The sequence below is a fragment of the Kutzneria sp. 744 genome, assembly GCF_000568255.1.
GTDB lineage: Bacteria > Actinomycetota > Actinomycetes > Mycobacteriales > Pseudonocardiaceae > Kutzneria.
Genome location: NZ_KK037166.1, coordinates 2556636 through 2580378, shown reverse-complemented (window position 1 = coordinate 2580378; position 23743 = coordinate 2556636). Strand labels below are relative to the sequence as shown.

32 protein-coding genes are annotated in these 23743 nt (G+C 70.8%); 18 read left to right on the top strand and 14 right to left on the bottom strand.

Annotated features, from left to right (window positions below; all coding sequences use genetic code 11):
- Positions 1-1057 (top strand): hypothetical protein (locus tag KUTG_RS11465; protein WP_063753509.1); only part of this gene is annotated, 1057 nt, incomplete at its 5' end.
- Between the two features lie 278 nt (positions 1058-1335).
- Here the strand turns inward: KUTG_RS11465 and KUTG_RS61060 are convergent.
- The 4 genes from KUTG_RS61060 to KUTG_RS61055 all read right to left on the bottom strand — a co-directional run bounded on the left by KUTG_RS61060 (position 1336) and on the right by KUTG_RS61055 (position 3005).
- Complete coding sequence (locus KUTG_RS61060; RefSeq protein WP_043716747.1) at positions 1336-1605, bottom strand: tetratricopeptide repeat protein; 270 nt, start codon at positions 1603-1605, stop codon at positions 1336-1338.
- A 219-nt stretch (positions 1606-1824) separates the two neighbouring features.
- Positions 1825-2235: a hypothetical protein gene (locus tag KUTG_RS11455; RefSeq protein WP_052394343.1), complete on the bottom strand. Its 411-nt coding sequence runs from the start codon at positions 2233-2235 to the stop codon at positions 1825-1827.
- The gene (locus tag KUTG_RS11450) at positions 2232-2777 is read right to left on the bottom strand and encodes an SDR family oxidoreductase (RefSeq protein WP_198047106.1); all 546 of its coding nucleotides are present in this window, start codon (positions 2775-2777) and stop codon (positions 2232-2234) included. The genes KUTG_RS11455 and KUTG_RS11450 overlap by 4 nt, the downstream gene beginning before the upstream one ends.
- A 30-nt stretch (positions 2778-2807) precedes the next feature.
- A complete protein-coding gene (locus KUTG_RS61055) occupies positions 2808-3005 on the bottom strand; it encodes a Rossmann-fold NAD(P)-binding domain-containing protein (protein WP_198047105.1) in 198 nt (65 codons plus the stop codon).
- Between the two features lie 113 nt (positions 3006-3118).
- Between KUTG_RS61055 and KUTG_RS11445 the strand changes: the two genes are divergently transcribed.
- Entirely contained in the window at positions 3119-3601 is a 483-nt protein-coding gene (locus tag KUTG_RS11445) for an RrF2 family transcriptional regulator (RefSeq protein WP_043728991.1), read from the top strand.
- A 6-nt stretch (positions 3602-3607) separates the two neighbouring features.
- Here the strand turns inward: KUTG_RS11445 and KUTG_RS11440 are convergent, their stop codons facing one another.
- Entirely contained in the window at positions 3608-4018 is a 411-nt protein-coding gene (locus KUTG_RS11440) for a cupin domain-containing protein (RefSeq protein ID WP_043716746.1), read from the bottom strand.
- Between the two features lie 561 nt (positions 4019-4579).
- Here KUTG_RS11440 and KUTG_RS11435 point away from each other — a divergent pair.
- A complete protein-coding gene (locus tag KUTG_RS11435) occupies positions 4580-5257 on the top strand; it encodes a sigma factor-like helix-turn-helix DNA-binding protein (protein WP_198047104.1) in 678 nt (225 codons plus the stop codon).
- On the opposite strand, the gene KUTG_RS11430 is transcribed toward KUTG_RS11435, so the two are convergent.
- Positions 5205-5972: a methyltransferase domain-containing protein gene (locus KUTG_RS11430; protein WP_043728989.1), complete on the bottom strand. Its 768-nt coding sequence runs from the start codon at positions 5970-5972 to the stop codon at positions 5205-5207. The two genes, KUTG_RS11435 and KUTG_RS11430, sit on opposite strands and share 53 nt — an antisense overlap.
- Before the next feature lie 59 nt (positions 5973-6031).
- Here KUTG_RS11430 and KUTG_RS11425 point away from each other — a divergent pair, with 59 nt between their 5' ends.
- A complete protein-coding gene (locus tag KUTG_RS11425; protein WP_043716745.1) occupies positions 6032-7357 on the top strand; it encodes an MFS transporter in 1326 nt (441 codons plus the stop codon).
- 1 nt (position 7358) lies between these two features.
- Here the strand turns inward: KUTG_RS11425 and KUTG_RS11420 are convergent, their stop codons facing one another.
- Entirely contained in the window at positions 7359-7598 is a 240-nt protein-coding gene (locus tag KUTG_RS11420; protein ID WP_043716744.1) for a hypothetical protein, read from the bottom strand.
- A 280-nt stretch (positions 7599-7878) separates the two neighbouring features.
- Between KUTG_RS11420 and KUTG_RS11415 the strand changes: the two genes are divergently transcribed.
- The gene (locus KUTG_RS11415; RefSeq protein ID WP_043716742.1) at positions 7879-8412 is read left to right on the top strand and encodes a DUF4232 domain-containing protein; all 534 of its coding nucleotides are present in this window, start codon (positions 7879-7881) and stop codon (positions 8410-8412) included.
- Here the strand turns inward: KUTG_RS11415 and KUTG_RS11410 are convergent.
- Complete coding sequence (locus KUTG_RS11410) at positions 8405-8779, bottom strand: VOC family protein (RefSeq protein WP_043716741.1); 375 nt, start codon at positions 8777-8779, stop codon at positions 8405-8407. The genes KUTG_RS11415 and KUTG_RS11410 overlap by 8 nt on opposite strands.
- 238 nt (positions 8780-9017) lie before the next feature.
- Between KUTG_RS11410 and KUTG_RS11405 the strand changes: the two genes are divergently transcribed.
- The gene (locus KUTG_RS11405; RefSeq protein WP_043716740.1) at positions 9018-9704 is read left to right on the top strand and encodes a hemerythrin domain-containing protein; all 687 of its coding nucleotides are present in this window, start codon (positions 9018-9020) and stop codon (positions 9702-9704) included.
- Positions 9705-9717: 13 nt separating this feature from the next.
- Positions 9718-10224: a hypothetical protein gene (locus KUTG_RS11400; protein WP_157494462.1), complete on the top strand. Its 507-nt coding sequence runs from the start codon at positions 9718-9720 to the stop codon at positions 10222-10224.
- Here KUTG_RS11400 and KUTG_RS58305 read toward each other — a convergent pair.
- Entirely contained in the window at positions 10221-11192 is a 972-nt protein-coding gene (locus tag KUTG_RS58305) for a hypothetical protein (protein WP_157494461.1), read from the bottom strand. The genes KUTG_RS11400 and KUTG_RS58305 overlap by 4 nt on opposite strands.
- 26 nt (positions 11193-11218) lie before the next feature.
- Positions 11219-11395 (bottom strand): hypothetical protein, encoded by a 177-nt coding sequence (locus KUTG_RS58300; protein ID WP_157494460.1) that lies wholly within the window; start codon positions 11393-11395, stop codon positions 11219-11221.
- A gap of 134 nt (positions 11396-11529) precedes the next feature.
- Between KUTG_RS58300 and KUTG_RS11395 the strand changes: the two genes are divergently transcribed.
- The 4 genes from KUTG_RS11395 to KUTG_RS11380 all read left to right on the top strand — a co-directional run bounded on the left by KUTG_RS11395 (position 11530) and on the right by KUTG_RS11380 (position 13520).
- The gene (locus KUTG_RS11395; RefSeq protein WP_043716738.1) at positions 11530-12174 is read left to right on the top strand and encodes a GntR family transcriptional regulator; all 645 of its coding nucleotides are present in this window, start codon (positions 11530-11532) and stop codon (positions 12172-12174) included.
- Positions 12175-12238: 64 nt separating this feature from the next.
- Entirely contained in the window at positions 12239-12763 is a 525-nt protein-coding gene (locus KUTG_RS11390) for an RNA polymerase sigma factor (protein ID WP_043716737.1), read from the top strand.
- Positions 12760-13224 carry a hypothetical protein gene (locus KUTG_RS11385; RefSeq protein WP_043716736.1) on the top strand — a complete coding sequence of 155 codons (465 nt, stop codon included), beginning with the start codon at positions 12760-12762 and terminating at the stop codon, positions 13222-13224. Before KUTG_RS11390 ends, KUTG_RS11385 begins: the two co-directional genes overlap by 4 nt.
- A gap of 44 nt (positions 13225-13268) precedes the next feature.
- Complete coding sequence (locus tag KUTG_RS11380) at positions 13269-13520, top strand: hypothetical protein (protein WP_043716735.1); 252 nt, start codon at positions 13269-13271, stop codon at positions 13518-13520.
- Here the strand turns inward: KUTG_RS11380 and KUTG_RS11375 are convergent.
- Positions 13465-14589, bottom strand: a complete 1125-nt coding sequence (locus KUTG_RS11375) for a sensor histidine kinase (protein WP_043716734.1) — start codon at positions 14587-14589, stop codon at positions 13465-13467. The genes KUTG_RS11380 and KUTG_RS11375 overlap by 56 nt on opposite strands.
- Positions 14586-15254, bottom strand: coding sequence for a response regulator transcription factor (locus tag KUTG_RS11370; RefSeq protein WP_043716733.1), 669 nt, complete (start codon positions 15252-15254; stop codon positions 14586-14588). Before KUTG_RS11370 ends, KUTG_RS11375 begins: the two co-directional genes overlap by 4 nt.
- Before the next feature lie 151 nt (positions 15255-15405).
- Here KUTG_RS11370 and KUTG_RS65170 point away from each other — a divergent pair, with 151 nt between their 5' ends.
- From KUTG_RS65170 to KUTG_RS11350, 5 genes are all read left to right on the top strand, one after another.
- Entirely contained in the window at positions 15406-15531 is a 126-nt protein-coding gene (locus KUTG_RS65170) for a hypothetical protein (protein ID WP_255360866.1), read from the top strand.
- Between the two features lie 68 nt (positions 15532-15599).
- Positions 15600-17348 (top strand): ABC transporter ATP-binding protein, encoded by a 1749-nt coding sequence (locus KUTG_RS11365; RefSeq protein WP_198047103.1) that lies wholly within the window; start codon positions 15600-15602, stop codon positions 17346-17348.
- A gap of 44 nt (positions 17349-17392) precedes the next feature.
- Positions 17393-17935 (top strand): DUF308 domain-containing protein, encoded by a 543-nt coding sequence (locus KUTG_RS11360; protein WP_052394338.1) that lies wholly within the window; start codon positions 17393-17395, stop codon positions 17933-17935.
- A gap of 14 nt (positions 17936-17949) precedes the next feature.
- Positions 17950-18543, top strand: a complete 594-nt coding sequence (locus tag KUTG_RS11355; RefSeq protein WP_043716731.1) for a TetR/AcrR family transcriptional regulator — start codon at positions 17950-17952, stop codon at positions 18541-18543.
- An 85-nt stretch (positions 18544-18628) separates the two neighbouring features.
- On the top strand, positions 18629-21265 hold the full coding sequence (locus KUTG_RS11350; protein ID WP_043716730.1) for an AAA family ATPase: 2637 nt from the start codon (positions 18629-18631) through the stop codon (positions 21263-21265).
- Here KUTG_RS11350 and KUTG_RS11345 read toward each other — a convergent pair.
- Complete coding sequence (locus KUTG_RS11345) at positions 21252-21680, bottom strand: SRPBCC family protein (RefSeq protein WP_043716728.1); 429 nt, start codon at positions 21678-21680, stop codon at positions 21252-21254. The two genes, KUTG_RS11350 and KUTG_RS11345, sit on opposite strands and share 14 nt — an antisense overlap.
- A gap of 245 nt (positions 21681-21925) precedes the next feature.
- On the opposite strand from KUTG_RS11345, the gene KUTG_RS11340 reads away from it, so the two are divergent.
- Both KUTG_RS11340 and KUTG_RS11335 read left to right on the top strand, forming a co-directional pair.
- Entirely contained in the window at positions 21926-22363 is a 438-nt protein-coding gene (locus KUTG_RS11340) for a nitroreductase family deazaflavin-dependent oxidoreductase (RefSeq protein WP_043716726.1), read from the top strand.
- Positions 22364-22509: 146 nt separating this feature from the next.
- On the top strand, positions 22510-23526 hold the full coding sequence (locus KUTG_RS11335; RefSeq protein WP_052394337.1) for an MBL fold metallo-hydrolase: 1017 nt from the start codon (positions 22510-22512) through the stop codon (positions 23524-23526).
- 17 nt (positions 23527-23543) lie between these two features.
- Here the strand turns inward: KUTG_RS11335 and KUTG_RS61050 are convergent.
- On the bottom strand, positions 23544-23743 hold a 200-nt coding region (locus KUTG_RS61050; RefSeq protein WP_198047102.1), incomplete at its 5' end, for a hypothetical protein.

The window sequence follows — 23743 nt, the reverse complement described above, 5'->3', positions numbered from 1 at the left end:
CGCCACCCCAGCCACCGCCGACCAGGACGTCGCGCAGCTGTACCAGGACGTCGTCGACCTCTACAACGGTCTGCCCGCGAGCGCGCTGCGCGGCGTCGACCCGCTCATCGACTCGCCCCTCCCGCGGATCGGCCCGCGATTCCAGCCCAAGGTGGACCCGATCCCGGGCTGCACCGAGGGTTCGCTGCTGACGTACGCGAACAAGCTCGCGGCCCAGCTCACCCCGCTGGAGAACAAGGCGTTCGCCGCTTTGTCGGCGCTCAGCCAGCTCTACGTCCAGGGCGTCGCGTCCGACAAGTCCCCGCAGGTCTTCGGCACCGACGGCCAGTACGGCCCGCGCGCCACGGCCACCATCGACAAACTGCGTGGCTTCTGGGACATCGAGAGCTGGAACATCCAGCTCGTCGCCTGGAAGGGCACCGATCTCGGCAGCCAGGCGAAGATGGCGCAGACCTTCAGCCTCGGCCTCGCGCCGGCGAAGGTGAAGGCCGCCGCCGCGCTCACCACCCAGGTGCTCTTCGAACTGCCTGCACTGCAGGGTGGCCGCAACCCGCTGCTCACGCTGAACGCCTTCTCCGCCCCGGCCGACAGCCTCGGCGGCAAGCGCGTGGCGCTCGGTGACGGGCTGCTCGACGTCGTCAACACCCTCGGATTCGACGACGTCTCGGTGGAGGCCGTGGTCGGACACGAGTACGGCCACCAGGTCGACTTCGCCCACGACAACTACCCGCCCAACGAGTCCTCCGAGATGGGCCCCGACGCCTACGGCGGCTACTTCGTCGCGCACGCCAAGGGTTTCGGCTGGACCTCCCGCCTCCAGCAGGAGGTCACCTATCTGGACGCCTCCATCGGTGACTGCTTCCACAGCCACGGCACCCCCGAGCAGCGCAAAGCCGCCGGCGCCTGGGGCGAGAAGCAGGCGACGGGCCAGGGCAACCCGAACCGGGTCGTCCCGTCCGCCACGATGATCGACAAGTTCCAGAAGGAATACCCGAAGCTGATGCCGCCAGCCGGTGACCAGTCGGCCGCAGCGACGTTGGCCGCCGCTCACCGGTGAGCGGCGGCGGGCCGTCTCCTTCCCTCCGACCGAGGGAGACGGCCCGCTTACCGAATGAATTGCCCATCGGGAATGGCCGCACTACGACCTCACCACCTCACCCGGCCTTGAGGACCGGAATGTGAAGTCGGTTCATCGACTTCCGCTCATGCCGCCGAACGGGCATTTGGGCTGGTGCCGTGCTGGTGAAGGCGTCGGTGACGAGACCGGCGGCACGCGAGCCTCGGTGACCAGCGGTTTCCCGCTCAGGCTTGTGCTGGCACGCGTTCCTGTGACGACTAGGTGACCCCTTCCGTTGCCACGAAGCCATTTTCGAGCTTGCGGTTGATGTCGTCGAGCAGTGCTCGGGTTCGTTCGGCGTCCGGGAGCCGGCGTTGTGCTTCCATGAGTTCGAGCGCCTGTTGGACGTGGTCGCGTGCTTCGTCGAGACGCCCGAGTTCGTGGTAGGTCTCGCCCAAGTTCAGCAGCGAGTCCGCGAGCGTGGCCGAGAGTGTCGAAAGGAGGGGGAGTGCCGAAAAGAGGATGAATTTGTAGGCAAAGGCCGGCAACCGCGCGGTGCGGACACCCGACGCACACCCGCACCCGCACCCACCACGACTGTCGCAACCACACCGCAGCTGCCAGCCACCACGCAAAACAACCACCCGTGGGCATTCCGAACAGTGCATAGCGAAGAACGCTGGCACCGATCGCGGCTCATGCATGACGGAGGCTCTCTCGGCAAGCTGTCACGTCCGCGGAGGAACCAGCCCGTGGAGGAACCCGGGTCAAGCAGCCGCCGCGAGCCGACGGTCTCGCACCACGGCCACCGCGATGGGGGTCAGTCCGAGCAGCGCCACGAAACCGTTGGCGATGGTCAGCACGACCTGCTGCCCGGGGCTGGCCATCTCCATGTTCATCAGGTGGTAGAAGAAGTGCGGCACGGCGAACATCGAGTACGCCAAAGCGGCCGGCACCACGAAGTGGGTGCGGGGCTTGACGATGGCGATGGCCAACAGGAGCGCGATGCCCATGGTGGCCCCGCCGAAGTCGTGGGCGAAGTGGTCGCTGAACGGGGGATTCAGGTCCACGGTGGGGAAGTTGTCGTAGAAGCCGCGTGGCGCGAACTGGTTCCAGCAGCCGACCACGACCTCCTCGCCGAGGGGGATCACCAGCAGGATCCGGAGCAAGGTGTTCATCGACGTCCCTCCACCTGTCGCAAGTAGTCCGCAAACGTTTGGCGTCCCTCGGTGTAACCGTCCGAGGGCAGCAGGGCGCCGCCGGCCATGGCCTTGCCGACCCCGCCGGGCAGTCGGACGGGCACCACGATCTTGTGCGACCCCTGGGCCTTGACCAGCCGCCGGGCCATGTCGGCCATCCGGAGCCGCTCGGGCCCGGCGATCGGGGTCAGGTACCCGGCCGCCGGCCGCCCGACCTGGGCGACGAGGGCCCGGGCTACGTCCACGGCGGCAACGGGCTGGGACAGCGAGTTGGGCACGATGGCGAACGGGCCGACGGCGCTGTCGAGGAGCTGCTCGGGGAACTGGTGGAACTGGGTCGCCCGCAGGATGCTCCACGGCAGCGGCCCGTTGCGCACGACCTCCTCCTGCGCGCGTTTGCCCAGGTAGTAGCCGAGGGCGACGTCGTCGATGCCGACGATGGACAGCGTGATCACCTGCCGCACGCCGGCGTCGGCCCCGGCGGCCAGCAGGGTGCGCGCGGCCCGGGTGAAGAACTCCACGGCCTGCTTGCGGTTCAGGGTGTCCTTGTTTCAGACGTCGATGATCTCCTCGCAGCCGGCCAGCCGCGCGGGCAGGCCGTCCCCGCTGACCAGGTCGACGCCCTGGGCCCGCGCCAGCACCACCGGCTCGTGCCCGGCCGCCCCGAGCTCGCGCACCACCAGCTTGCCGATCAGGCCGGTGCCACCGGCCACTGCCACCCGCATCGCTTCCATCCTCTCGCTCGGCATCGGTTCGATCCTTCGACCGGGCATGGCGGCGAAACGTGACAGCGTGACCGTCCTCACCGGACACGGGCGGGTATTCTTGACGTTCGACGTCCAGGTTCTCTACCGTGGCCGCCGTGCGGTTGAACCAGGGCGTCGAGTGGTCGGTTCACGTCCTGTTGTCGCTGGCCTGGCTCGATGACGACCGGCCCGTGCCCGCGGCCGATCTCGCCGCCAGTTACGACCTCCCGCCGGCCTACCTGAACAAGCAGCTGCAGGCACTCGTGCGGGCGGGGCTGCTGCGGTCGGTGCCGGGCGCGCGCGGCGGGTTCCTGCTGGCACAGCGGCCGGAGGACATCACGCTGATGGACGTGGTGGCGGCGATCGAGGGCCGCGAGCATGCCTTCCAGTGCACGGAGATCCGCCAGCACGGCATGGGCGAAGACGCCCCGCGCAGCTCGTTCCGGCGCCGGTGCGCGGTCGACGCCGCCATGCAGCACGCGGAACTCCAGTGGCGCAAGGCCTTGGCGTCACGGACGATCGCGGACATCCGGGCCGAGGCCGACGGCCACGCGCCGTCGGCGGCCCGGATCGCCCGCAAGGCCTACGGGCGCGACTAGAACGGTCTAGAACTGCCGCGCCGACGGATGGCGCAGGTGGTCCCGCTCGCGAATCTCCTCGGGCTCAAGGAAAGTCAGCATCGGCACGTCCGGAGCGCAGGCCATGCACACCACGAACCGGCTGGCGATGTCCTCGCGCAGGTTGCCGGCCTGGTAGTGCACGACCTCGCCGCCGGGCTCCCAGAAGGCCTCGCCGGCCTTGATCGGGTAGGGCTCCTCGCCCTCCAGCTCGAACAGGATCTCGCCCTCCAGCACGTAGCCGAAGACGGGGCCGGTGTGCCGGTGCGGGCCGGAGCCGGGGTCGCCCGGCGGCACGGTGACGACGCCGACCATGAAGTGCGCGCCTTCGGGCAGGAACGGCGGCGTCTGGGTGAGCAGGTTCTCGTAGGTGCTGCCGGAGTCGGCGGAGAGGATCATAGCCGCAGGGTAATGCCGGTCGAGCGCGCGCTTCTGGTCCAGTTCCGCGCCGATACAGTGGTCCACCGAACCTTGACATCGAATATCCAGGTTGTCCAGGAACGGGGGCTGTCCGAAAGGGACCTCCCGATCACCGTAGATAATGTTGAGGACCCGTACGCCCTATTGCCTTGATTTCATAAGGCCCAGTACACAGGCGCTGTGCGGTATCCGACAGCAAGGCGTGTACAGAAATCCTCTAATCCTAGTCGTGGGGAGCCTCAGTATCGCTGGACTTGTTGAATCTATTAAACTGCCGGAGGAGAGTATGGGGAGCAAGGGACAGAGATTTTGCGTTACATCTAAGTCCCCCGACCATCTACAGGCCGAAAGACCGACTTGAAATCTCGTGGGGATACGCTGCCATGAGTTCAGAGTTGTATCTCGAGCTACCCGAATAAGAACGATTGTCCCGGGACGACGGCCTTTATTACTGTCTCCCGGGCAAATTCTAGCCGTTTCTGGCGCACGGTACCCAAGTGGCGTGGTCTATCCATCACCACCCGGCTGGCCATCACCGCCGTGACCTCGGCCCGTGCCCGCCGGGAGGTCTACGTCGGGCCCTGGCTGCCCGAGCCGGTGTCCACGGCCGACGACCCGGCCCTCGGCGCCGAGCGGGCCGAGGCCCTCGACCTGGCCGTGCTGCTGCTCATGGAGCGGTTGGCGCCCCGGGAGCGGGCCGCCTACGTGCTGCGGGAGGCCTTCGACTACTCGTTCCGGGACATCGCCGAGGTGCTGGAGACCACCGAGGCCAACGCCCGCCAGCTGGCCCGGCGGGCCCGGACCCACCTGGAGTCCGAGCGGCACGCCCCCGTCGACCCCGACTCCCACGGCCGGCTCCTGGCCGCCTTCCTCGCCGCGGCCTCCTCCGGCGACCTCTCCAGCCTGGAGAAACTGCTCACCGAGGACGCCGTCTCCCTCTCCGACGGCGGCGGCATCGTCAGCGCCGCCCGCGCGCCCGTCACCGGCCGTGACCACATCGCCCGCTTCATCGTCGGCACCCTCGCCAGGTTCGGCGTCGGCGCCTCGATCTCCGTCGTCTCCGTCAACGGCCGCCCCGCCGTGCTGGCCACCCGCGACGGCGCGCCGCTGGTGCTGGCCACCATCGACGCCGGTCAGGACGGCATCCGCCGCCTGCTCATGATCGTCAACCCGGCGAAGCTGGGCGCTTTCGGCCCAGGAGGTGGAACACGCGGCTGAGCGAGCGGTAGGGGTCGCGGCGGGCGGCTTCGAGCTCGACGGCGGCGATGCGCGGGGCGTCGGCGAGGTCGAGGGTGGCGCCGCCGAACTCGTGCCAGTCGACGAAGAGCCAGACGCCGTACCAGGCAACGGGGTCGACGCCGTTGTCTTCGAGGAGGGCGCTGAGGTCCTCGACCGTGTCGGCGCGGCCGGGGACGCCGAGGACGTTGATCTCGGTGCGGGAGTCGAAGGCGGCGAGGGCGTCGTCCCAGCGGCGTTCCATGGCCGGGCGGACGGCCATGGCGCGGGCGTTGGCGGTCATGATCGAGACGAGCCCGCCGGGTTTGGCGCAGGCGCAGAGCTGGGCCACCAACGGAGCGGGGTCGTCGAGGTAGCCGAGCACTCCGTGGCACAGGACGGCGTCGAAACGCTCGTCGATGACCTCGGAGGCCTGCTCGCCGGCGGCGTGGACGAAGGTGACGTCGGCGGGGAGCCGGATGCGGGCTTTGGCCAGCATGGCCTCGGACGGATCGAGCAGGGTCACGTCGTAACCGGCCTGGACCAGGGGCAAGGACTGATGCCCGGCGCCGCCGCCGACGTCAAGCACGGACGCCGGCGGGGGAGGCAGGTGCTCCAGCAGCTGGTGGTGCAGCACGAACGTCCGCACATACCCCTTCACGGAGGCGTAGGCCTCGTCGGCGAACAGGTCGGCCAGACCGGCCCAGGTGTCGTCCACACCACGATCGTGGCACGCCCGCTGGACCTCCAGGGCGGTGGAGATGTCAGAGTCCACAGGTGACGGTGACGAGAGGGAGCGCACTGTGGGCGCCGGACCGCCGGGGCGCGACCGCCGGGGTGCTGATCCTGGTGGTGCTGGCGGCGTTCGAGTCGACGGGCGTGACGACGGCGCTGCCGACGATCGTGCATGACCTGCGCGGCGAGGCGCTGTACTCGTGGCCGTTCACCATGTTCCTGGCCGCGCAGGTGGTGGGCAATGTGCTGGGCGGCCGGGTGTGCGACCGCCGGGGGCCGGCGCCGATGCTGGTGGTGGGGCCGCTGCTGTTCGCGGCGGGCCTGCTGGTCGCGGGCACGGCCGGCACGATGACGCAGCTGTTGGCCGGCCGGGCGTTGCAGGGTTTCGGCGGCGGCGCGGAGGTCGTCGCGCTGTACGTGATGATCGCGGCGGTGTACCCGGAGCGGGACCGTCCGAAGGTGCTCAGTGCGATGGCGTCGGCCTGGCTGGGGCCGTCGCTGCTCGGGCCGGCCATCGCCGGGGTGCTGACCCAGTACCTCAGCTGGCACTGGACCTTTCTCGGCCTGCTGCCGTTCGAGCTGATCGGTTTCGTGTTGGTGGTGGCCGTGGTCCGGCGGCTGCCGAAGCAGGAGGAGCGGCCGGCACAGCCCCACCGCGGGCTGATGTCGTCGGCGGTGGCGGCCGCGGTCGGGCTGGCGCTGCTGGGCGGGGCCGGCGAGCTCGGCATCGGGGTTGTCGTCGTCGCGCTGGCCCTGTTGACGCCGGCCGTGCTGGTGCTGCTGCCGAAGGGCACGCTGACCGCGCGGCCGGGGCTGCCCAGCGCGATCGTGGCCCGAGTCCTGATGTCCACGGCGTTCATGGGCTGTGAGGCGTTCCTACCGCTGGTGTTGCAGCAGGTTCACGGCTACGAGCCGGCGTGGACGGGCCTGCCGCTGACCGCCGGCGCGATCGGCTGGGCGTTCGGATCATGGCTGCAGGCCCGACGCCCGGAGCTCAGCGAAGGCGTGTTCCTGCGCTGGGGCTTCCTCAGCCTGGCGGTGGGTGTGGGGCTGGTGACCACGGTCGCGCCGGCCTGGGGGCCGGCGTGGGTGGCCGCCCCGGCCTGGGTCTTCTCCGGCGTCGGCATGGGGCTGGCCACCGCGAGCGTGTCCGTGCTGGTGCTGCGCCTTTCGCCGGAGCACGAACGCGGCTTCAACACGTCCGCGCTCCAGATGTCCGACCTGTTCGCCCAGTCCCTGTCCATCGGCCTCGGCGGCCTGCTCGTGGCCATGCTCGGCCCCACCGCCGGCTGGGCGCCGCTCAACGCCGTTTTCGTGCTGCTCACGGTGATCGGCGCCCTGGTCGTCAGCCGCCGCGCCGCCGTCTGACTCAGGACCAGGCGACCGGCAGCTCGAACACGCCGTACACGGCCATCTGGTGGCGGAACAGGGTCTCCAGCGCGACCTGCACCTCGTCCTCGACGGCGTCGGGGATCTTGCCCGGGTCGGCCTGCAACGCGGCCCGCTGTTCGTTATGCCGCAACAGGGTCAGCACACTCAGGGCCGTCATGTGGGCGGTGGACTCCTGCCCGGCGATCTGCTTGCACAGCCGGCTGCGTCGACAGATCACCGCCGCCGCGTCGGCCAGGCTCAGGGCGCCGGCCGCCCACCAACAGCTCGATCACCGGCCACCGGTCTCGGCCCGACGGCCTCGTCGCAGGCGGCGAGCTGCGAACACCAGCGACCGGTGCAGTCTCTTTACCCGACGTGCGGGGGACGCGTGGGACGACGTGAGGTTGCGTCGACGAGGCGTATCCCACTCATGAGTGTGCCTCGAACGGGTGAAGGGTAGACCGGATTGTGTACGGAGCGGCACCGCCCGCTCACCCGCTCAGAAGGGAGCATCTCTCATGAACACCGGACTTCGCCGTTGTGTCGCGGCTACGGCCGTGCTCGGGGCCACCGCCGCCGTCGTGCTCACCTCCGCCGCCGCGGCCTCGGCCATGCCGACCGACTTCCGGTGCACCTCGGCCCAGGTCGACACCACCATCGTGCCGGGATCGCCGGGCGCCGGGCAGCGCTACGCCTCCGTGCAGTTCACCGCCAAGCCCGGCGTGACCTGCAACTTCCAGGGCAGCCTCCCGGTCTCGCTGGCCGGCGCGCCCGGCGTCACCGTCGTCAACGACAACTCCGACGCGCCCCTGGTGACCATCTCCGACGGTCAGTCGGCCTCGATGCTGTTGCACTGGACCGGAATCGAGTCGCCGGAGAACCAGGTGCAGCCGGCCAGCGTCACCATCGTCGCGCCGAGCACCACCGATCCCCGCGGCGTGACCAGCGACCCCAACATCACGCTACCCTGGACCCAGGGCGCGCTGGACGACTCCGCCCAGGCGCACGAGCTGATCGTCGGCCCCGTGACCGCCGGCGCGGCCGTTAGCTGATTCGCTGCCGCAGCAAGCAGAACTCGTTGCCCTCGGGATCCGCCAGCACGTGCCAGCTCTCCTGCCCCGTCTGGCCGACGTCCGCGTGGCGGGCCCCGAGGGCCAGCAGCCGGGCCAGCTCCGCCTCCTGGTCCTGGTCGGTCGGGCTGACGTCGATGTGCAGCGGCAGCTTCACCCGCGGGTTGTCGTTGGTCCGGTCGAAGACCAGGGTCGGCTGCGGGCCGCCGAACCCCGTGTCCGGCGGCCCGATCTCCACCGCCTGGCCCTCGCGGTTGATCTCCACGTAGCCCAGCACCTCGGCCCAGAACCTCGCCAGCAGCTCGGGGTCACGCGCCTCGATCACGATTTCACTGATGCGGCAAGCCATCCTCCGAGCCTAGCCCGCCCGGCCGGGCAGAGCCCACCGGCTTTCGGCCGCCGCCGGAATGACCGGGAGTGGCGCCTCTCGTGCGCGTATGGTGGCTGTCCGGGCGAGCTGCGTGTCAGAAGTCGGGGTGCTGACCGTTCAGGCACAGAAGCTCGTCGATCACGTGCCGTCGCGGCCCGGACGTCCCGCGATGCGGCACACTCGACCCGTCACCCCCGGAATTCGGTTGGGATACACCATGACGGACACCCAGCTCGCCAACACGCGCGACATGTACATGGTCCATACCTTGCTGCTGCGCGAGTTCGGCGCCATGGCCGCCCTCGTGCGCGGCGTGCCCGACGGCGACACCGAGCGGGTGGGGATCGTCGTCGAGCACATCGAGCTGGTGGCCGATCTGCTGCACCATCACCACAATGCCGAGGACGTCCACATCTGGCCCAAGCTCCTCGCCCGGCTGCCGGAGGCGACCGCTCCGCTCGTGCACACCATGGAGCGGCACCACCGGGCCATCGAGGTCCTCAACGACGAGCTCGGAACCGCCCTCACGGCCTGGCTTTCCACCGCCTCCGGCGGCGCGGCCGTGGCCGCCATCCTCGACGAGCTGGTCCCTTTGCTGACCGAGCACCTCGTCACCGAGGAGGACGAGGTCCTGCCGCTCATCGGCCGGTGTGTCACCGCCGCCGAGTGGGAGGAGATGCTGGCCGACGCCTCGTCCGGCCTCGACCCGGCCACCGTGCCGCTGCTGTTCGGCATGCTGGAGTACGACGCCGATCCCGAGATCTTCCGCATGACCGTCGACCAGCTGCCCGCCGAGCTCCGGCCGGTCATCCACGACCTGGCCGGCAAGGCCTACGCCGCCCACTCCGAGCGCCTCCACGGCACCGCGACGCCGCCTCACGCCCCGCGACCCGACCGTGTCTGAGGAGGTCTTTTCCGTGCAGGGACCACGTTCCACGCCCGTGAACGACGAGCAGGCGTTACGGCGCCAGCTGGTCGAGCGGGTCCGTTCCCGTCGGGTGGACATCGACGGCTTCCTCGACCGGGCCCGCCCCCGTAACTCCCGCCTGGCCACCATTGGTGTCGTCAGCAGCGCGTTGGCCGCCGTCTGCACCGGCGGCCCCGCCATTGGCGGCGAGACCTTCGCCAAGACAGCTCAGGGTTTTGTCGGCACCGCCAGCGATGCGCCGATCTGGCGCAGCCTGTGCGCGGTGGCCCTGTTGGTCTCGGTCGTCGCCGCCATCTGCACCAACCTCATGCGCTCCCAGAACGCCGTCGCCCGCATCAGCGCTGCCGAAACCGCCAACGCCGAGCTGGACAGCCTCCAGACCATGCTGGAGTTCGGCCAGGTGCGCCTGGACATCGGCCTCAAGCTCTACCAGCAGAGCATCGCCAAGGTGTCCTTTGTGGACGAGCGCCTCAGTGGACGGCCGGCGACAGGCTAGCCGCCACCTCTTCGGCCGACGGCATCGCGGCGATCTCGGCCCCCATGCGCAGCGCCGCGAGGAGCACCGCCTAGCACGCGCAGCGGATGGTGAATTCCTTCTCGTTGCCGTTGATGCTGCTGAGGTTCTCGCCGTGGGCGCCGAGGTTGCCGCGGACGGTGCCGCGGATCTGGTCGTCCACCCGGTAGAGGTCGACGACGAGCTGCTCCCAGTCGCGGGAACCGTCTTCGTCCCACTGGAAAGGCAGCCGGTGCAGCTGCCAGGGATCGTCGACGCCTTGGGCGGCACCGGTTTCCAGGGCGGCGCGGACGATCTCCCCCTGCTGCTCGGGCCGTCCGGGGCGACCGCCGGGGCAGCCGAGGGGGAAGTCCAGGAAGGTCGCGCGGGGGTTTCACGGCCATCGCGTGCCGGTACAGGGTCGTCAAGCTGGTGGTGGGCAGGCCGCGGCGTTCCAGGGCCCGGGCCAACACGCCGGCGGCGTTGTGGCACTGGGGGGGGCAGAAAGGCACCACCAGCACCAGATCGACGCCCATGTCGGCGAACTCGTCGACGATGCGCGGGGCGGTCTCGGTAGCGAGCTTCACGTAGCGGCTGATGGAACCGACCATGGAGACGGCGTTCTCGGCGTAGTGGGCGAAAACTCCGGCCTGTTCGAGGTCGACCATGGTGTCGCGCGGGTAGGCCACGTTCGGGTCGGCCAGCCCGAACTGGCGAATGGGTGTCTTGTGCGCGAACAGGATGTCCGTGAGCTCGCGGTGCCGGGACAGCAGCCGGTACGACAGGTCGGTGCGCTCGCCCAACCGCATCTGCTCGGGGTAGTAGGCGCCGCTCGTCACGATCAGGCCCACGGTGGCCTCGGCCAACGGCTTGGTCAACGGGGTGAGCTCGGGCGCGTCGAACTCGGGGGCTTCCAGCGCCGGCCCGTGCAGCACGGGACCGGCGACCTTGGCGTCGAAGTCGAAGTGCATGGTCTTGTCCTCCCCAGATCCGGGAATCAGGCGATGCCGGCGCGGTTGGCGTCGAGGTCGAGGGTCAGCACGATGCGGCCCTCGTTGAGCTGCCAGCCCCGCACCTCGTAGGCACGCAGCCCGTCGACGAACAGCGGATCCTGCTCGACGAAAGCCCGGGCACGGCCAGCACGCGCTGCGTGCGGTCGGACTCGATGTCCCACGCGTCGGTGGGGGTGCCGAACAACACGTACAGCGGGAAGAGCCGCGGGCCCAGGTCCGTCAGCACGCTCTCATCCGTGATCATATTCGACTATCATGCATATACTCGAATATTTGTCCACCTTAAGATGCGCGAGTGACGGACAAGGCAACCGCGAACGAGCGGGTGTACAGCGCGATCCGCTGGGAGATCCTGGCCGGCGACCGACACCCCGGCCAGCCGCTCAAGACCGCTGAGCTGTGCAAACGCTTCGAGAGCGGCGTGGGCGTGGTGCGCGAGAGCCTGCTGCGGCTGGCCGAGCACGGCCTGGTGCAGGTCCGCCCCATGCAGGGCTTCCGCGTCCCCGAGCTGACGGCCGACGACCTGCGCGACCTGACCGAGGCCCGCCTGGACATCGAGCCGCTGGCCCTGCGCTACTCGGTCACGCAGGGCGGTGCCGAGTGGGAGTCGCACCTGGTCGGGGCCCATCACCTGCTCACCGTGACCCCGAAGCAGGACAACAGCGGCAAGCGCTACAGCCCGGAGTGGGGCAAGGCCCACGGTGCCTTCCACACGGCGCTGATCGCCGGTTGCCGCAACCGCCGCGTCCTGGGCATCGCCCAGCGCCTGCGCGACACCGCCGAGCTCTACCGCCGCTGGTCCACCGGCCCGCAGGAAGACACCGCGGACGATCACAGGGGCCTGCTCGATGCCGCCCTCGCCCGTGACGCCGACCTGGCCGTCGACCTCCTGACCGCGCGGATCCGGGCCACGCACGACGTTCTCAGCCAGCACCTCTGAATCCCGGCGTTGCACATCGGGCGGCGTCGGACATGTGTGGGTGACAACCCCACGAAGGAGAACGATGGCAATCGAGACCGACGCCGAGTTCTCGGCCATGTACCGGGCCCACTACGCGGACGTGCTCGCGTTCGCCCGAAGGCGCACGGTGCAGGCCGACGACGTGGTCGGGGAGACGTTCCTGGCCGCATGGCGGCGACGGCGGGATCTGCCGCCCGACCCGAGGCCCTGGCTGTTCCGCACGGCCCGCAACCTGATGCTGAACGTGGACCGCAGCGCCCGCCGGCAGCGGGCGGTGGCGGTGCGCGTGGCCGAGCAGGACCAGGGCGACGGATACGAGCCGATGCTCACGGCCGAGGCCCGCATGGACCTGGTGAAGGCCTGGCGCTCACTGTCCACACAGGACCAGGAGCTGCTGGCCCTGCACGCCTGGGAAGGCCTGTCCGACAAGGAGGCGGCCACGGTGCTGGGCTGCACCCGTGCGGCGTTCAGCATGCGGCTGTCCCGGGCCAAGCGCCGCCTGGCCAAGCACGTCGGCCCCGTCTCCGATCTGCCGATCGCCTTCGCCAACCTGAACGGAGCATCATGAACCGCACCATGCTGGCCGCGCTCGACCCGGCCCCGAAGCGGGAGCTGACCCCGGCCGAGCAGTTCCGCCAGGAGCAGCTGCTGTCCTCGATCCTCGCGGACGCGGCCCCGGTGAAGAGCCTGAAGCGCCGCCGGCCGGTGCGCCGCATCGCCATCGCCGGCGCGCTGGTGGTCGGCGCCGCGGCGGCGGTGATCGTGGCGCCGGTGGCGTATCACATGATCCGGGGCAACCCGGGCGTGCTCTCGGCGGCGGCGATCGGCAGCTGGACGGGCATGGCCGTCCGCGTGACGGCGGATTCCGGCGCACAGCAGTGGTGTGAGCAGCGGGCGACCGGCGATCCCAACGCGACCGGCCCGTTCACGGTCAGCAACGCCGACCTGCGGGGAGAGGTGACGTCGATGATCCTCACGCGGGGCTGGACGACACGCTGTGCCTGGTCGGGTCCGACGAGGCCGGCCTGACCGAGGCCATCGACCCCGTCGCCCAGCTCGCCGCGAACGCGGTCATGCTGGACACGGCCGGTGGCCACGGCGACGGCGCCAGCGCCTTCAACTACGTCGAGGGCAGCGCCGGAGCTGACGTCAAGGCCATCACCCTGCACGAGGGCGACCGCACGATCGACGCGCTGGTCGACGGCGGCCGGTGGACGGCGTGGTGGCCGGCCGACCCGCCGACCGGCCTGCTCGGCGGCAACGTCACGATCACGCTGAAGGACGGCTCGACGCGGTCGGTCCCCGGCCAGTCGCTGTTCCGCTGACCGGTAGGTCCACGGTGACGACGAGTCCGCCGCCGGGCCTCGGCTCGGCGGCGACCCGTCCGCCGTGCGCGGAGACTATGGCCCGCACGATGGACAACCCGAGCCCCACACCGTCCTTTGTGTCCGTTGCCCGATGGAACGGCTCGAACAGCAGCGCCACCTCGCCGGCCGGCACCTCCGGCCCGGTGTTGGCCACGGTCAGCTGCCCGCCCGCGGTCACGCGGATCCACACCGTGCCGCCGGGCACGTTGTAGCGGGCGGCGTTGTCGAACAGGTTGCGGAAGACCTGGCTCAGCAGCAGGGAATCGCCCGACATCGCGCACGGCTCGGTGCGCATCTCGACCGTCAGGTCCGAGGGGGCGTCGGTCTCCGCGACCGCGGTCTCCACCACGGTGTCCAGCCGCAGCGGCTCGCGGTGCTCCAGTTCCCTTTCCCCACGGGCGAGTTGCAGCAGGCCGTTGATCAGCGCGATCGAGCGGTCGTTGCTGCGCAACAACTCCTGCTTCGCCCGCCGCACCCGCTCCGGATCGGTGGACGAGAGTCCCACCTGGATCACGGTTCGGGTCACGGCCAGGGGAGTGCGCAGCTCGTGCGAGGCGTTGGCGATGAACCGGCCCTGCACCTGGAAGGCGTCGTCGACCCGGGCCAGCAGGCCGTTGAACGTGTCGGCCAGCTCCTTGAGCTCGTCCTGCGGCCCGTCCAGCGCGATCCGCTCGTGCAGGTTGGCGGTGGAGATCTGCTGCGCCTGCGCGGTCATCGTGTGCACGCGCCGCAGCACGCGTCCGCTCAGCCACCAGCCGAGCACACCGGCGATCAGGCCCAGGCCGAGAAAGGTAAGCAGGGACTGGAGAAGTAAGCCGGTCAGCACATCGCCGAAGGCCGCTTCGGTCGGCTGCGCGGACATCCGAGGGACGACGACCGCCGGGCCTTCGAACATGACCGTCCGCTGTAGACCGAGGATGCTCGACCGGTTCTGCCAGTAGATCAGGCCGACGACCACCAGGCTGGCGGCCAGGAACAGTCCGGTGTGGATGATCGTCAGCCGGGTCCGCAGCGCGATCCGCGTCATGGCTTCTCCCCGCGCAGCCGGTACCCCGCGCCGGCGACCGTCTCGATCACCTGTGGGTCGTCGAGCTTGGCCCGCAGCCGGGACATGGTGATGCGGACGGCGTTGGTGAAGGGGTCGGCGTTCTCGTCCCACACGCCGCTGAGCAGCTCCTCGGCGCTCACCACCGCCCCGTCGGCGGCCATCAGCGCGTGCAGCACGCCGAATTCCTTGACCGACAAGGAAACGTAGCGGCCGTCCTGCATCACCTGCCGCAGCGCGGTGTTCAGCTCGATGTCGCCGTGCCGCATCACCGGCGGCGCGGCCGGCCGGGCCCGGCGGCCCAATGCGTCGATGCGGGCGACGAGCTCGTCGAAGTCGAACGGCTTGGCCAGGTAGTCGTCGGCGCCGAGGCGAAGCCCGGCCACCCGTTCCCGCACGTCCCCCATCGCGGTCAGCATCAGGATCCGCGCCCGCAGTCCCGTCGCGACGATCTCCCGACACACGTCGTCGCCGTGCTTGCCGGGCAGGTCCCGGTCCAGCACGACGACGTCGTACTCGTCGGCGGCCAGCTTCTGCACCGCCGTCAGGCCGTCGCTGGCGATATCGACGGCCATCGCCTGCTGTCTGAGGCCTTCGGCGATGAAGGCCGCCAGCACGGGTTCGTCCTCGGCGATGAGCACGCGCATACCACCCTCCTCCGTTGTGGGCCAACACTGGCACAACACATGTTTCACGCGCATATCGAGGTCGTGAGACGTCGTCGAAACGAGAGCCTCCCTAACGTTGTTCCCATGCCGCCACCGACCGGTGTCGGTCCTACTGGGAGAGGAGACAGAAATGTCCATCCGCATCGTTCCCCGCTGCACGCCCCGCGACCCGGCGCAGACCATCGTGTGGGTCCCGCGCTGCCCGGCGCAGACGGTGATCATCCGGCCGGGCGTGCCGACCACGCCGCGAGGCTGACCGCTCGACGGCCCGCGGCCGCCACCACGGCCGCGGGCCCGTCGGCCGTACACAGGGGAGTGTGCACGATGGATTCCGTCACGCCGGTGCTGTCGAGCCGGGCGGTGTTCCGCCGATTCTGGCCGCTGACCAGGAAGGACCGGCGTTGGCTGACGGTCGGGGCGGTGCTGCTGATCGCCGCGGCCGCCTGCGACTCGGTCGCGGTCTCCATGTTCTCCACCATTGTGGACGGTGCGCTCAAGGCCGGCGACCTCTCGGCGTTCTGGCTGCCCGCGGGCATCTGGGCCGGCGTCGCCGTGCTGTCCGGCGGGCTGGTGTTCGGCGGCCAGTACCTGACGGCCAGATCGGGCGAGCGGTTCCTGCTCAGACTGCGCACCAAGGTGTTCGGGCACCTGCAGAAGCTGACGCCGGACTTCTTCCAGCGGCGACGCCTCGGCGACCTGCTGGCCCGGCTCACCGACGACATCGACACCGTGGAGCGCTTCGTCAGCTCCGGCCTCGTGCAGATCGTGACCGCGCTGTTCAGCGTGGTGTTCTTCGCCGGCTACGCGCTCTACCTGAACTGGGAGCTGGCGCTGGCGGCGTTCCTCGTCGCCCCGGTCTTCGCCGTGATCACCCGCCGCTTCGCGCGCCGCGTCAACGACCGGTCGCGCGAGCAGCGCGCCCAGAACGGCGACATCACCGCGATCCTGGAGGAGAACCTCGCCAACGTCGCCGTGGTGCAGGCCTACAACCGGCAGGAGACCGAGGAGAAGCGCCTGCTCACGGCCGGCAAGCGCATGCTCGACACGAACTTGTCGATCGCCCGCCTCGGCGCCTGGTACGCGCCGATCGTGCACATCGCCGAGACCACCTGCGTGCTCGGTGTCGTCGCGCTGGGCACCTGGGAGGTCGCCGCCGGCCGACTCAGCATCGGTGGCGTGTTGGGATTCGCCGCGATCCTCACGTACCTCTACGGCCCGCTGCAACAACTCGGCCAGCTGCGGGTGATGATCTCCGCCGCCACCACCGGCTCCGAGCGCATCGTCGAGCTGCTGGACGCCGAACCGCCGCTGGCCGACGCCCCGGACGCCGTTTCCCTGGGCCGGGCCAAGGGAAACCTCAGCCTCCGGGCCGTGAGCTTCACCTACCCGGAAGCGATGCGGCCGGCGCTCGTGCAGTGCACTGTGGACGCTCGTCCCGGCGAGATCGTGGCGATCACCGGCGCCAGCGGGGCCGGCAAGTCCACCATCGCCAAGCTGCTGCTGCGCTTCCACGACCCCGACGCCGGCACGATCCGCCTCGACGGCGTGGACTTGCGCGGGATGACCCTGGAGTCCTTGCGCCGCAACGTGGCCCTCGTCCAACAGGAGACACTGATGTTCACACGGCACGATCCGGGACAACATCAAACGGGATCCGCGACGGCCACCGACCGCGACGTCCGAAGCGGCGATCGACGCCGACGCCCACGCCTTCGTCACCGGGCTGCCGGACGGTACGACACCGTGATCGGGCAGCACGGCCACGGCCTGTCCGGCGGGCAACGCCAGCGCATCGCCATCGCCCGGGCCATGGTCGCCAATGCCCCGGTGCTCGTGCTGGACGAGCCGACGGCCAGCCTCGACGGCGAGGCGGTCGACCGCCTGATCGGGCCCCTGTGCCGGCTCACCGCCGGCCGGACCACGGTCCTGATCACCCACGACGCCCGCCTGACGGCCATCGCCGACCGGGTGCTGACCGTGGCCGACGGGCGCCTGGTCGAGGGGCGGTCGGACGACACCCCAGGGGGTGCACCAGTGGGTCTCACCGGGGCGAGCGGGCCACCCTGGCGGTGAAGGTGGAGTCCGTCAGCATTTCCCTGGTCGAAAGGGTTACGGACATGAGCTCGCTGCGCCGCATCTACCTCGTCCGCGGTCTCGTCGCACTGGTCTGGTCGGGGGCGTTCGCCCTGCTGCACACGCCGCTGACCGGCCTCGTCGTCGCGCTGCTGGTGATCTACCCGCTGATCGACGTGGTGGCCACGCTGCTGGACGTGCGGGCCGGCACCCCCGGTCGCACGCTCCAGGTGTTCAACACCGTGCTCAGCGGCCTGGCCGCGGTCGGGCTGGGGGCCGCGGCGGCGGCCGGCGGCGTCGGGCCGGTGCTGTTCGTGTTCGGCCTGTGGGCGATCGTCTCCGGCCTGGCCCAGCTGGTCGTGGCCCTGCGGCGGCGCAGCCCTGAGCTCGGCCGGCAGTGGCCGCTGCTCATCGCCGGCACGCTGTCGGTGATCGCCGGCGGCAGCTACATCCCGGTCGCGCTGGGCGACAGCCCCTCGCTGGTCGCGCTGATCATGTACACCGCCGCCGGCGGCACGTTCTTCGTGGTCCAGGCGGGCATCCTGGCCTGGAAGTCGCGTCGGGCCAAGGTCAGTCTGGACCGCTGAGTACATTCGACGACGTGCTCACGAAAAAGGGATCCGCGACCCGGCAGCGGATCATCGAGGCGGCGGCCACCGAGATCAGGGAGCGCGGCGTGGGCAACGTGACCCTGGACGACGTCGGCCGCCGCAGCAACACCGGCAAGAGCCAGCTGTTCCACTACTTCCCCGAGGGACGGGAGCAGCTGCTGCTGGCCGTGGCCCAGCGCGAGGCCGACCGGGTGATCGAGGACCAGGAGCCCTACCTCAGCGGCCTGACCTCGTGGGACGCCTGGCGGCAGTGGCGGGACGCGGTGGTCGAGCGCTACCGCCGGCAGGGCGTGAACTGCCCGCTCGGGGCGTTGACCACCGAGATCAACCGCCGCACCCCGGCCGCGCGGGAAGTGACCCGGCAGCTGTTCGAGCAGTGGCGGCAGCGGGTCGAGATCGGCATCCGGGAGATGCAGGGCCTCGGCCACATCGACCCCGCGCTGGACGCCTCCGCCGCGGCCTCCGCGGTGATCGCCGCCATCCAGGGCGGCGTGGTGATCCTCATGACCACCGGGTCCTCGCAGCACCTGGAGGCGGCGCTGGACTTCTGCCTCGACCACCTGGCCCGGTTCCGCGCCGCCTGACCACCACTCCACGGATCCGGCCACTCCGTAGGCCCGGATTTCCTGGACGGCGGGTGTCCGCGCCGCCGCAGGTAGGCTCGCCGACGTGCTGCTGGGACGACGACGCGAGCAGGAAACCCTCGACCGACTGCTGAGGGACGTGCGCGGCGGCCACAGCCGGGTGCTGGTGCTGCGGGGCGAGGCCGGGGCGGGCAAGACGGCGCTGCTGGACTACCTCGCCGACACCCTGCCCGGTGACAGCGTGTCCCGGGCCGTCGGCGTCGAACCGGAGAGCGAGATCGCCTACGCCACGGTGCAACGGCTGTGCGCGCCGCTGATGGGGCACGTGGACCGGCTGCCCGAGCCGCAGCGGCAGGCCCTGGAGATCGGCTTCGGCCTGCGCTCGGGCCCCACACCGGACATGCTGCTGATCGGGCTGGCCGTGCTTGGGCTGCTGGCCGAGGCCGCCGCCGAGCGGCCGCTGCTGTGCGTGGTGGACGACGTGCAGTGGCTGGACCGGATGTCAGAGGTGATCCTCACCTTCGTCGCCCGGCGCCTGGACGCCGAATCCGTGGCCCTGGTGTTCGCGGCGCGCAGCCCGGGGGACGAGCAGCTCCTCGGCGGCCTGCCTGAGCTCCGCGTGGCCGGCCTGCCGGACGCGGAGGCCCGCGCGCTGCTCGATTCCGTGCTGCCGGGGCCGGTCGACGCCCGCGTGCGGGACCGGATCGTCGCCGAGACGCAGGGAAATCCCTTGGCGCTGCTGGAACTTCCGCGCGGCCTGTCGCCGGCCGAGCTGGCCTTCGGTTTCGGCGGGCGGACGTCGACGCCGATCGCCAACCGGATCGAGGAGGGTTTCCAGCGGCGCATCGCCGAGCTACCGGCGGACACTCAGACCTTGCTGCTGGCCGCGGCCGTCGAACCGCTCGGGGACGTGCCGCTGCTGTGGCGGGCCCTGGCCCGGCTCGACGTCGGTGCGGAGGCCGCCGCGGCGGCCGAGTCGGCGGAGTTGCTCCAACTCGGGGCCCGTGTCCGGTTCCGGCATCCGCTCGTGCGGTCGGCCGCCTGGCGGTCGGCCACGCCCGCCAGGCTGCGGGCGGTGCATCAGGCCTTCGCCGACGTCACCGATCCGGGGCAGGACCCCGATCGGAGGGCCTGGCACCGTGCCCATGCGACGCTCGGCCTGGACGAGGAAGTCGCCGCCGAGCTGGAGGAATCCGCCGACCGTGCCGGCGCTCGCGGCGGTTTTGCCGCCGCCGCAGCGTTTCTGGAGCGGGCCGCGGAGCTGACCGCCGACCCGAAGCCTCGCGCCGCCCGGGCCCTGGCCGCAGCCCAGGCGTGTTTCGCCGCCGGAAATCCGGCCCGGGTGACGGAGTTGTTGGCCGCCGCCGAACTCGGCCCGCTGGAACCGTTGCACCAGGCCGGTGTCGAACGGTTGCGGGCGCAGGTGGCCTTCGCCGTCAACCGGGGCCGGGCCGCCGGGCCACCGTTGTTGGCCGCCGCCCGGAAGCTGGCGGATCTCGACCTTCCCGCCGCACGAGAGACCTATCTGACGGCGTTGGGCGCGGCCATCCACGCCGGTGACGACCTCACGGCCGCCGCCGAGGCCGCCCGGGCGCTGCCGGCGGGGGAGGACCCTGCCGGGCTGCTGCTGACGGCCTTGTCGACCTGGGCGCTGGACGGAGACTCCGCGCAGCTCAGGGCCGCTTTGAGCGACGACCTGGGCCTGCTGTGGCTTACCGCCCCGGCCGCCCAGGAGGTCTGGGACGCCGACGGGGGCCGCATCACCGAGTCCGCGCTGGCCGCCGCCCGGACCGCCGGGGCCCTGTTCGTCCTGCCCACGGCGTTGACCGCGCGGGCGGGCGCGCTGGTGGCAGATCTCCGTCTTGCCGACGCCGCCACGCTGCTCGACGAGGCCCGCAGCCTCCGCGAGGCCACCGGGCTGGCCGGTGATCCCGCCGCCGCACTGCTGCTGGCGGCGTTGCGGGGACAGGAAAAGCCGGCGGTGGAGCTGTTCGAGGCGGTGTCCCGGGACGGCGCCGATCGCGGCGAGGGCCGGCTCACGGCCATGGCCGATCACGCCCGCGCCGTGCTGAACAACGGCCTTGGCCGTTACGTCGTCGCCCAGGCCGCGGCGGCGAAAGCCGTGGGGCACTTCGGGATTTCCCCGTGGACGGAGCTGGTCGAAGCCGCCGCGCACGCCGGCGACATGGCGGCCGCCGCCGAGGCCCGCGACCGGCTGGCCGAGCGCACCGGCCCGGCCGGCTCCGACTGGGCCCAGGGCGCGCAGGCCTTGGCCGACGCCCTGGTCACGCCGGCCGACGACACCTTTCGGGCGGCCATCGACGGTGTGCCGCTCGGCTTGCCGGCGGCCCGGGCCCGGCTGCTCTACGGGGAGTGGCTGCGCCGGGAGAACCGCCGCTCCGACGCCCGGGAGTTCCTGCGCCCGGCCCATGAGGCGTTCCAGGCCGCCGGGGCCGCCGCCTTTGCCGCCCGCGCCGCTCGTGAACTCAGCGCCACCGGCGAAACCGTCCGCAAACGCACCGGTCCGGTCGTCGAGGAGGAGCTCACGCCACAGGAGTCCCAGATCGCCCGTCTCGCTGTGGCCGGCAAGACCAATCCCGAGATCGCGGCCGTGCTGTTCCTCAGCCCGCGCACCGTGGAATGGCACCTGCGCAAGGTCTTCACCAAGCTGGGCATCGCCTCGCGGCGGGAGTTGGCCGGGGCGCTGACTACTCAGCCTTGAGCGCGGCGGCAAAGGACTTCCTCAGGCTGGCCGGGCCGATCACCGGCAGCGCGGCGGCGAGCAGGCGCTGCTTGAAGTTGTGCGGCTCCCGGGTCAGCTCCACGTCCACCCGCGTCCCGTCGCCGTCCGGGGTCAGCTGGAACACCCATCCGCCGCCCACGCCGAACAGTTTGGACTCGTGCGTCGCCACGGTGACCCGGCCCTGGTCGGCGTCCCACTCGTAGCGGGCGCGTTCCCAGGCCGCGGCCGTGCCCTCGGTCACCTCGGCCCAGGTGTCGCCGACGGCGTGCACCTTGTAGTGGTCGGTGTCGATCGAGGGCCAGTTCTGGGCCCGGGCCGGGCCGAAGTCGGTGAGCACAGCCATGGCCTGCGCCGGGCTGAGCGTGGAGACGAGGTGGAAGCGCGTGACGGACATGGGATTTTCCTTCCCTGTTCTGCTTGCGGTGACAGGGAAAAGCATCGCCCGCGGCTGGGCTCGTTCGCCCCAGGGAAGTCCCTGGCCCGTGCCCTGGCGCACGGGTGTAGGCACGGGCAGCCGGTCTGACCTGAATAGACAGGGCTGTCTGCTCCGCCGGCGGTGCGGGTTAGGCTGGGCCGCGGGACGCGGCGCGTCTCAACGCGAGCACCACTCGGTTTCTGTCCCATGAGGGAGCGTTCACCATGCCCGATTTCGACAATCCCATCGACGTCAGCGGCGGCGACTGGATCGAGGACCACCTCCGTCGCTACCTCGCCACCGACGGTGCGGACGGCCACATCGAGCAGGGTGCGACGACGCTGCTGCTGACCACGATCGGCCGCCGGTCGGGCCAGGCCCGGCGCACGCCGCTGATCTACGGCCGGGATGGCGACGACGTGCTGCTGGTCGCGTCCAAGGGCGGCTCCCCGAAGCCCCCGCTGTGGTACTCGAACCTGCGGGGCGAGCCGCGGGCGCGGGTGCAGATCCTGGGCGAGGTGTTCGACGTCGTCGCCCGTGACGCGGACGCCGACGAGAAGCCCCGGCTGTGGAAGCACATGACCTCGATCTGGCCCGCGTACGACGACTATCAGGCCAAGACCGACCGCGACATCCCGATCGTCATCCTGCGGCGGGTCTGAGCCGCGGTGTGGCGTCGGCCGCGGCCGACGCCACACTCCCCGGGGTCGGACTCGGAGCCCGCTCCCACCCGGCTCTGAGGGAAATCCGAGGTCGCTCGATAATCCTCGCCATACAGGTATACAGATATCGGTATGGAGGATTGGCGATGACCGGACGGATCACCAGACGCGGCGCCCTGGCTCTCGGCGCGGCCGCGGGGGCGGGCCTCGGCGTGACGTCGCTGGCCGGCCCGGCCGCGGCCGCCACGCCCACGAAGACCTTCGCCCCGCTGCCGCTGGACGCCAAGCCCCGGCCAGTTCCGGCCGAGGGCTACATCCTCGACCGCATCGGCACCTCGATGCACGCCGTCACCGCCAACGGCAACCAGACGTCCTTCGTGGTCACTCGGGCCGGTGTCGTGCTCATCGACGCCCCACCCAGCCTCGCCGCCCAGCTGCCCGCCGCCATCAGGCGCGTGACCACCAAGCCCGTCACGCACATCATCTACACCCACAGCCACGCCGACCACATCGCCAACGCCTTCGCGTTCGGTGACGTCATCCGGGTCGCGCACGAGGACACCGCCGCCATCCTCAGGGCCAGTCGGGACCCCAACCGGCCCCTGCCCACCGTCACCTTCCGCGACACCAGAACCCTGCACGTCGGCGGCGAGCGCTTCGAGCTCAGCTACCCCGGCCCCAACCACGAGGCCGGCAACATCATCATCCACGTCCCCGGCCAGCGCGCCGCCGTCATGTGCGACGTCGTCCTGCCCGGCTGGTCCCCGTTCAAGGCCTGGGGCACCGCCGACTCCGTGCCCGGCGTCCTGCGGGCCCACGACGTCCTCGCCCGCCTCGACATCGACACCTTCGTCGGCGGCCACGTCCACCGCCTGGGCACCCCCGCCGACATCCGCGCCTCCCGCGACTTCACCTACGACCTCTGGCACACCACCGCCCGCGCCGTCGCCCGGATCCCGCTCGCCGCCTATGCCTCCCAGGCCGAGCCCGGCAACCAGTGGGCCCTCTTCCAGCTCTACTACGACGCCGTCGCCGACGCCGTCGAGCCCGAGATCATCTCCCGCTGGTCCGCCACACTCGGCGGCGTCGACGTCTTCACCCGCGACAACGTCGTCACCATCGCCGTCTCACTCCTGCTCGACGCCCCCAGGGACATCCACTGACCTGTCGCCGCCTACGGTCATCGGCGCTGGATGTTGATGGCCCCGTCGCCGCTCGACGCGATGCCGGTGTTGTCGCCGCCGATGGCGATGCCCCGCTCGGACGCCGAGGGACCGGCGGCGGCGAGCATGTCGGACAGCTCGGCGGCGAGGGCGGAGTCCTCGCGCAGGACCTTCTTGAGCTGGGCCCGCAGCGCAGCCTGGAAGTCGGGGTCGTCGA

Bases quoted from the DNA above. Each gene is read 5' to 3' on its own strand.
- KUTG_RS11455 (WP_052394343.1), bottom strand. From the start codon at position 2,235: ATGAACACCTTGCTCCGGATCCTGCTGGTGATCCCCCTCGGCGAGGAG.
- KUTG_RS61055 (WP_198047105.1), bottom strand. From the start codon at position 3,005: ATGCCGAGCGAGAGGATGGAAGCGATGCGGGTGGCAGTGGCCGGTGGC.
- KUTG_RS11440 (WP_043716746.1), bottom strand. From the start codon at position 4,018: ATGATCCTCTCCGCCGACTCCGGCAGCACCTACGAGAACCTGCTCACC.
- KUTG_RS11415 (WP_043716742.1), top strand. From the start codon at position 7,879: ATGAACACCGGACTTCGCCGTTGTGTCGCGGCTACGGCCGTGCTCGGG.
- KUTG_RS11410 (WP_043716741.1), bottom strand. From the start codon at position 8,779: ATGGCTTGCCGCATCAGTGAAATCGTGATCGAGGCGCGTGACCCCGAG.
- KUTG_RS11405 (WP_043716740.1), top strand. From the start codon at position 9,018: ATGACGGACACCCAGCTCGCCAACACGCGCGACATGTACATGGTCCAT.
- KUTG_RS58305 (WP_157494461.1), bottom strand. From the start codon at position 11,192: ATGCACTTCGACTTCGACGCCAAGGTCGCCGGTCCCGTGCTGCACGGG.
- KUTG_RS11390 (WP_043716737.1), top strand. From the start codon at position 12,239: ATGGCAATCGAGACCGACGCCGAGTTCTCGGCCATGTACCGGGCCCAC.
- KUTG_RS11385 (WP_043716736.1), top strand. From the start codon at position 12,760: ATGAACCGCACCATGCTGGCCGCGCTCGACCCGGCCCCGAAGCGGGAG.
- KUTG_RS11380 (WP_043716735.1), top strand. From the start codon at position 13,269: ATGCTGGACACGGCCGGTGGCCACGGCGACGGCGCCAGCGCCTTCAAC.
- KUTG_RS11375 (WP_043716734.1), bottom strand. From the start codon at position 14,589: ATGACGCGGATCGCGCTGCGGACCCGGCTGACGATCATCCACACCGGA.
- KUTG_RS11370 (WP_043716733.1), bottom strand. From the start codon at position 15,254: ATGCGCGTGCTCATCGCCGAGGACGAACCCGTGCTGGCGGCCTTCATC.
- KUTG_RS65170 (WP_255360866.1), top strand. From the start codon at position 15,406: ATGTCCATCCGCATCGTTCCCCGCTGCACGCCCCGCGACCCGGCGCAG.
- KUTG_RS11365 (WP_198047103.1), top strand. From the start codon at position 15,600: ATGGATTCCGTCACGCCGGTGCTGTCGAGCCGGGCGGTGTTCCGCCGA.
- KUTG_RS11360 (WP_052394338.1), top strand. From the start codon at position 17,393: ATGAGCTCGCTGCGCCGCATCTACCTCGTCCGCGGTCTCGTCGCACTG.
- KUTG_RS11345 (WP_043716728.1), bottom strand. From the start codon at position 21,680: ATGTCCGTCACGCGCTTCCACCTCGTCTCCACGCTCAGCCCGGCGCAG.
- KUTG_RS11340 (WP_043716726.1), top strand. From the start codon at position 21,926: ATGCCCGATTTCGACAATCCCATCGACGTCAGCGGCGGCGACTGGATC.
- KUTG_RS11335 (WP_052394337.1), top strand. From the start codon at position 22,510: ATGACCGGACGGATCACCAGACGCGGCGCCCTGGCTCTCGGCGCGGCC.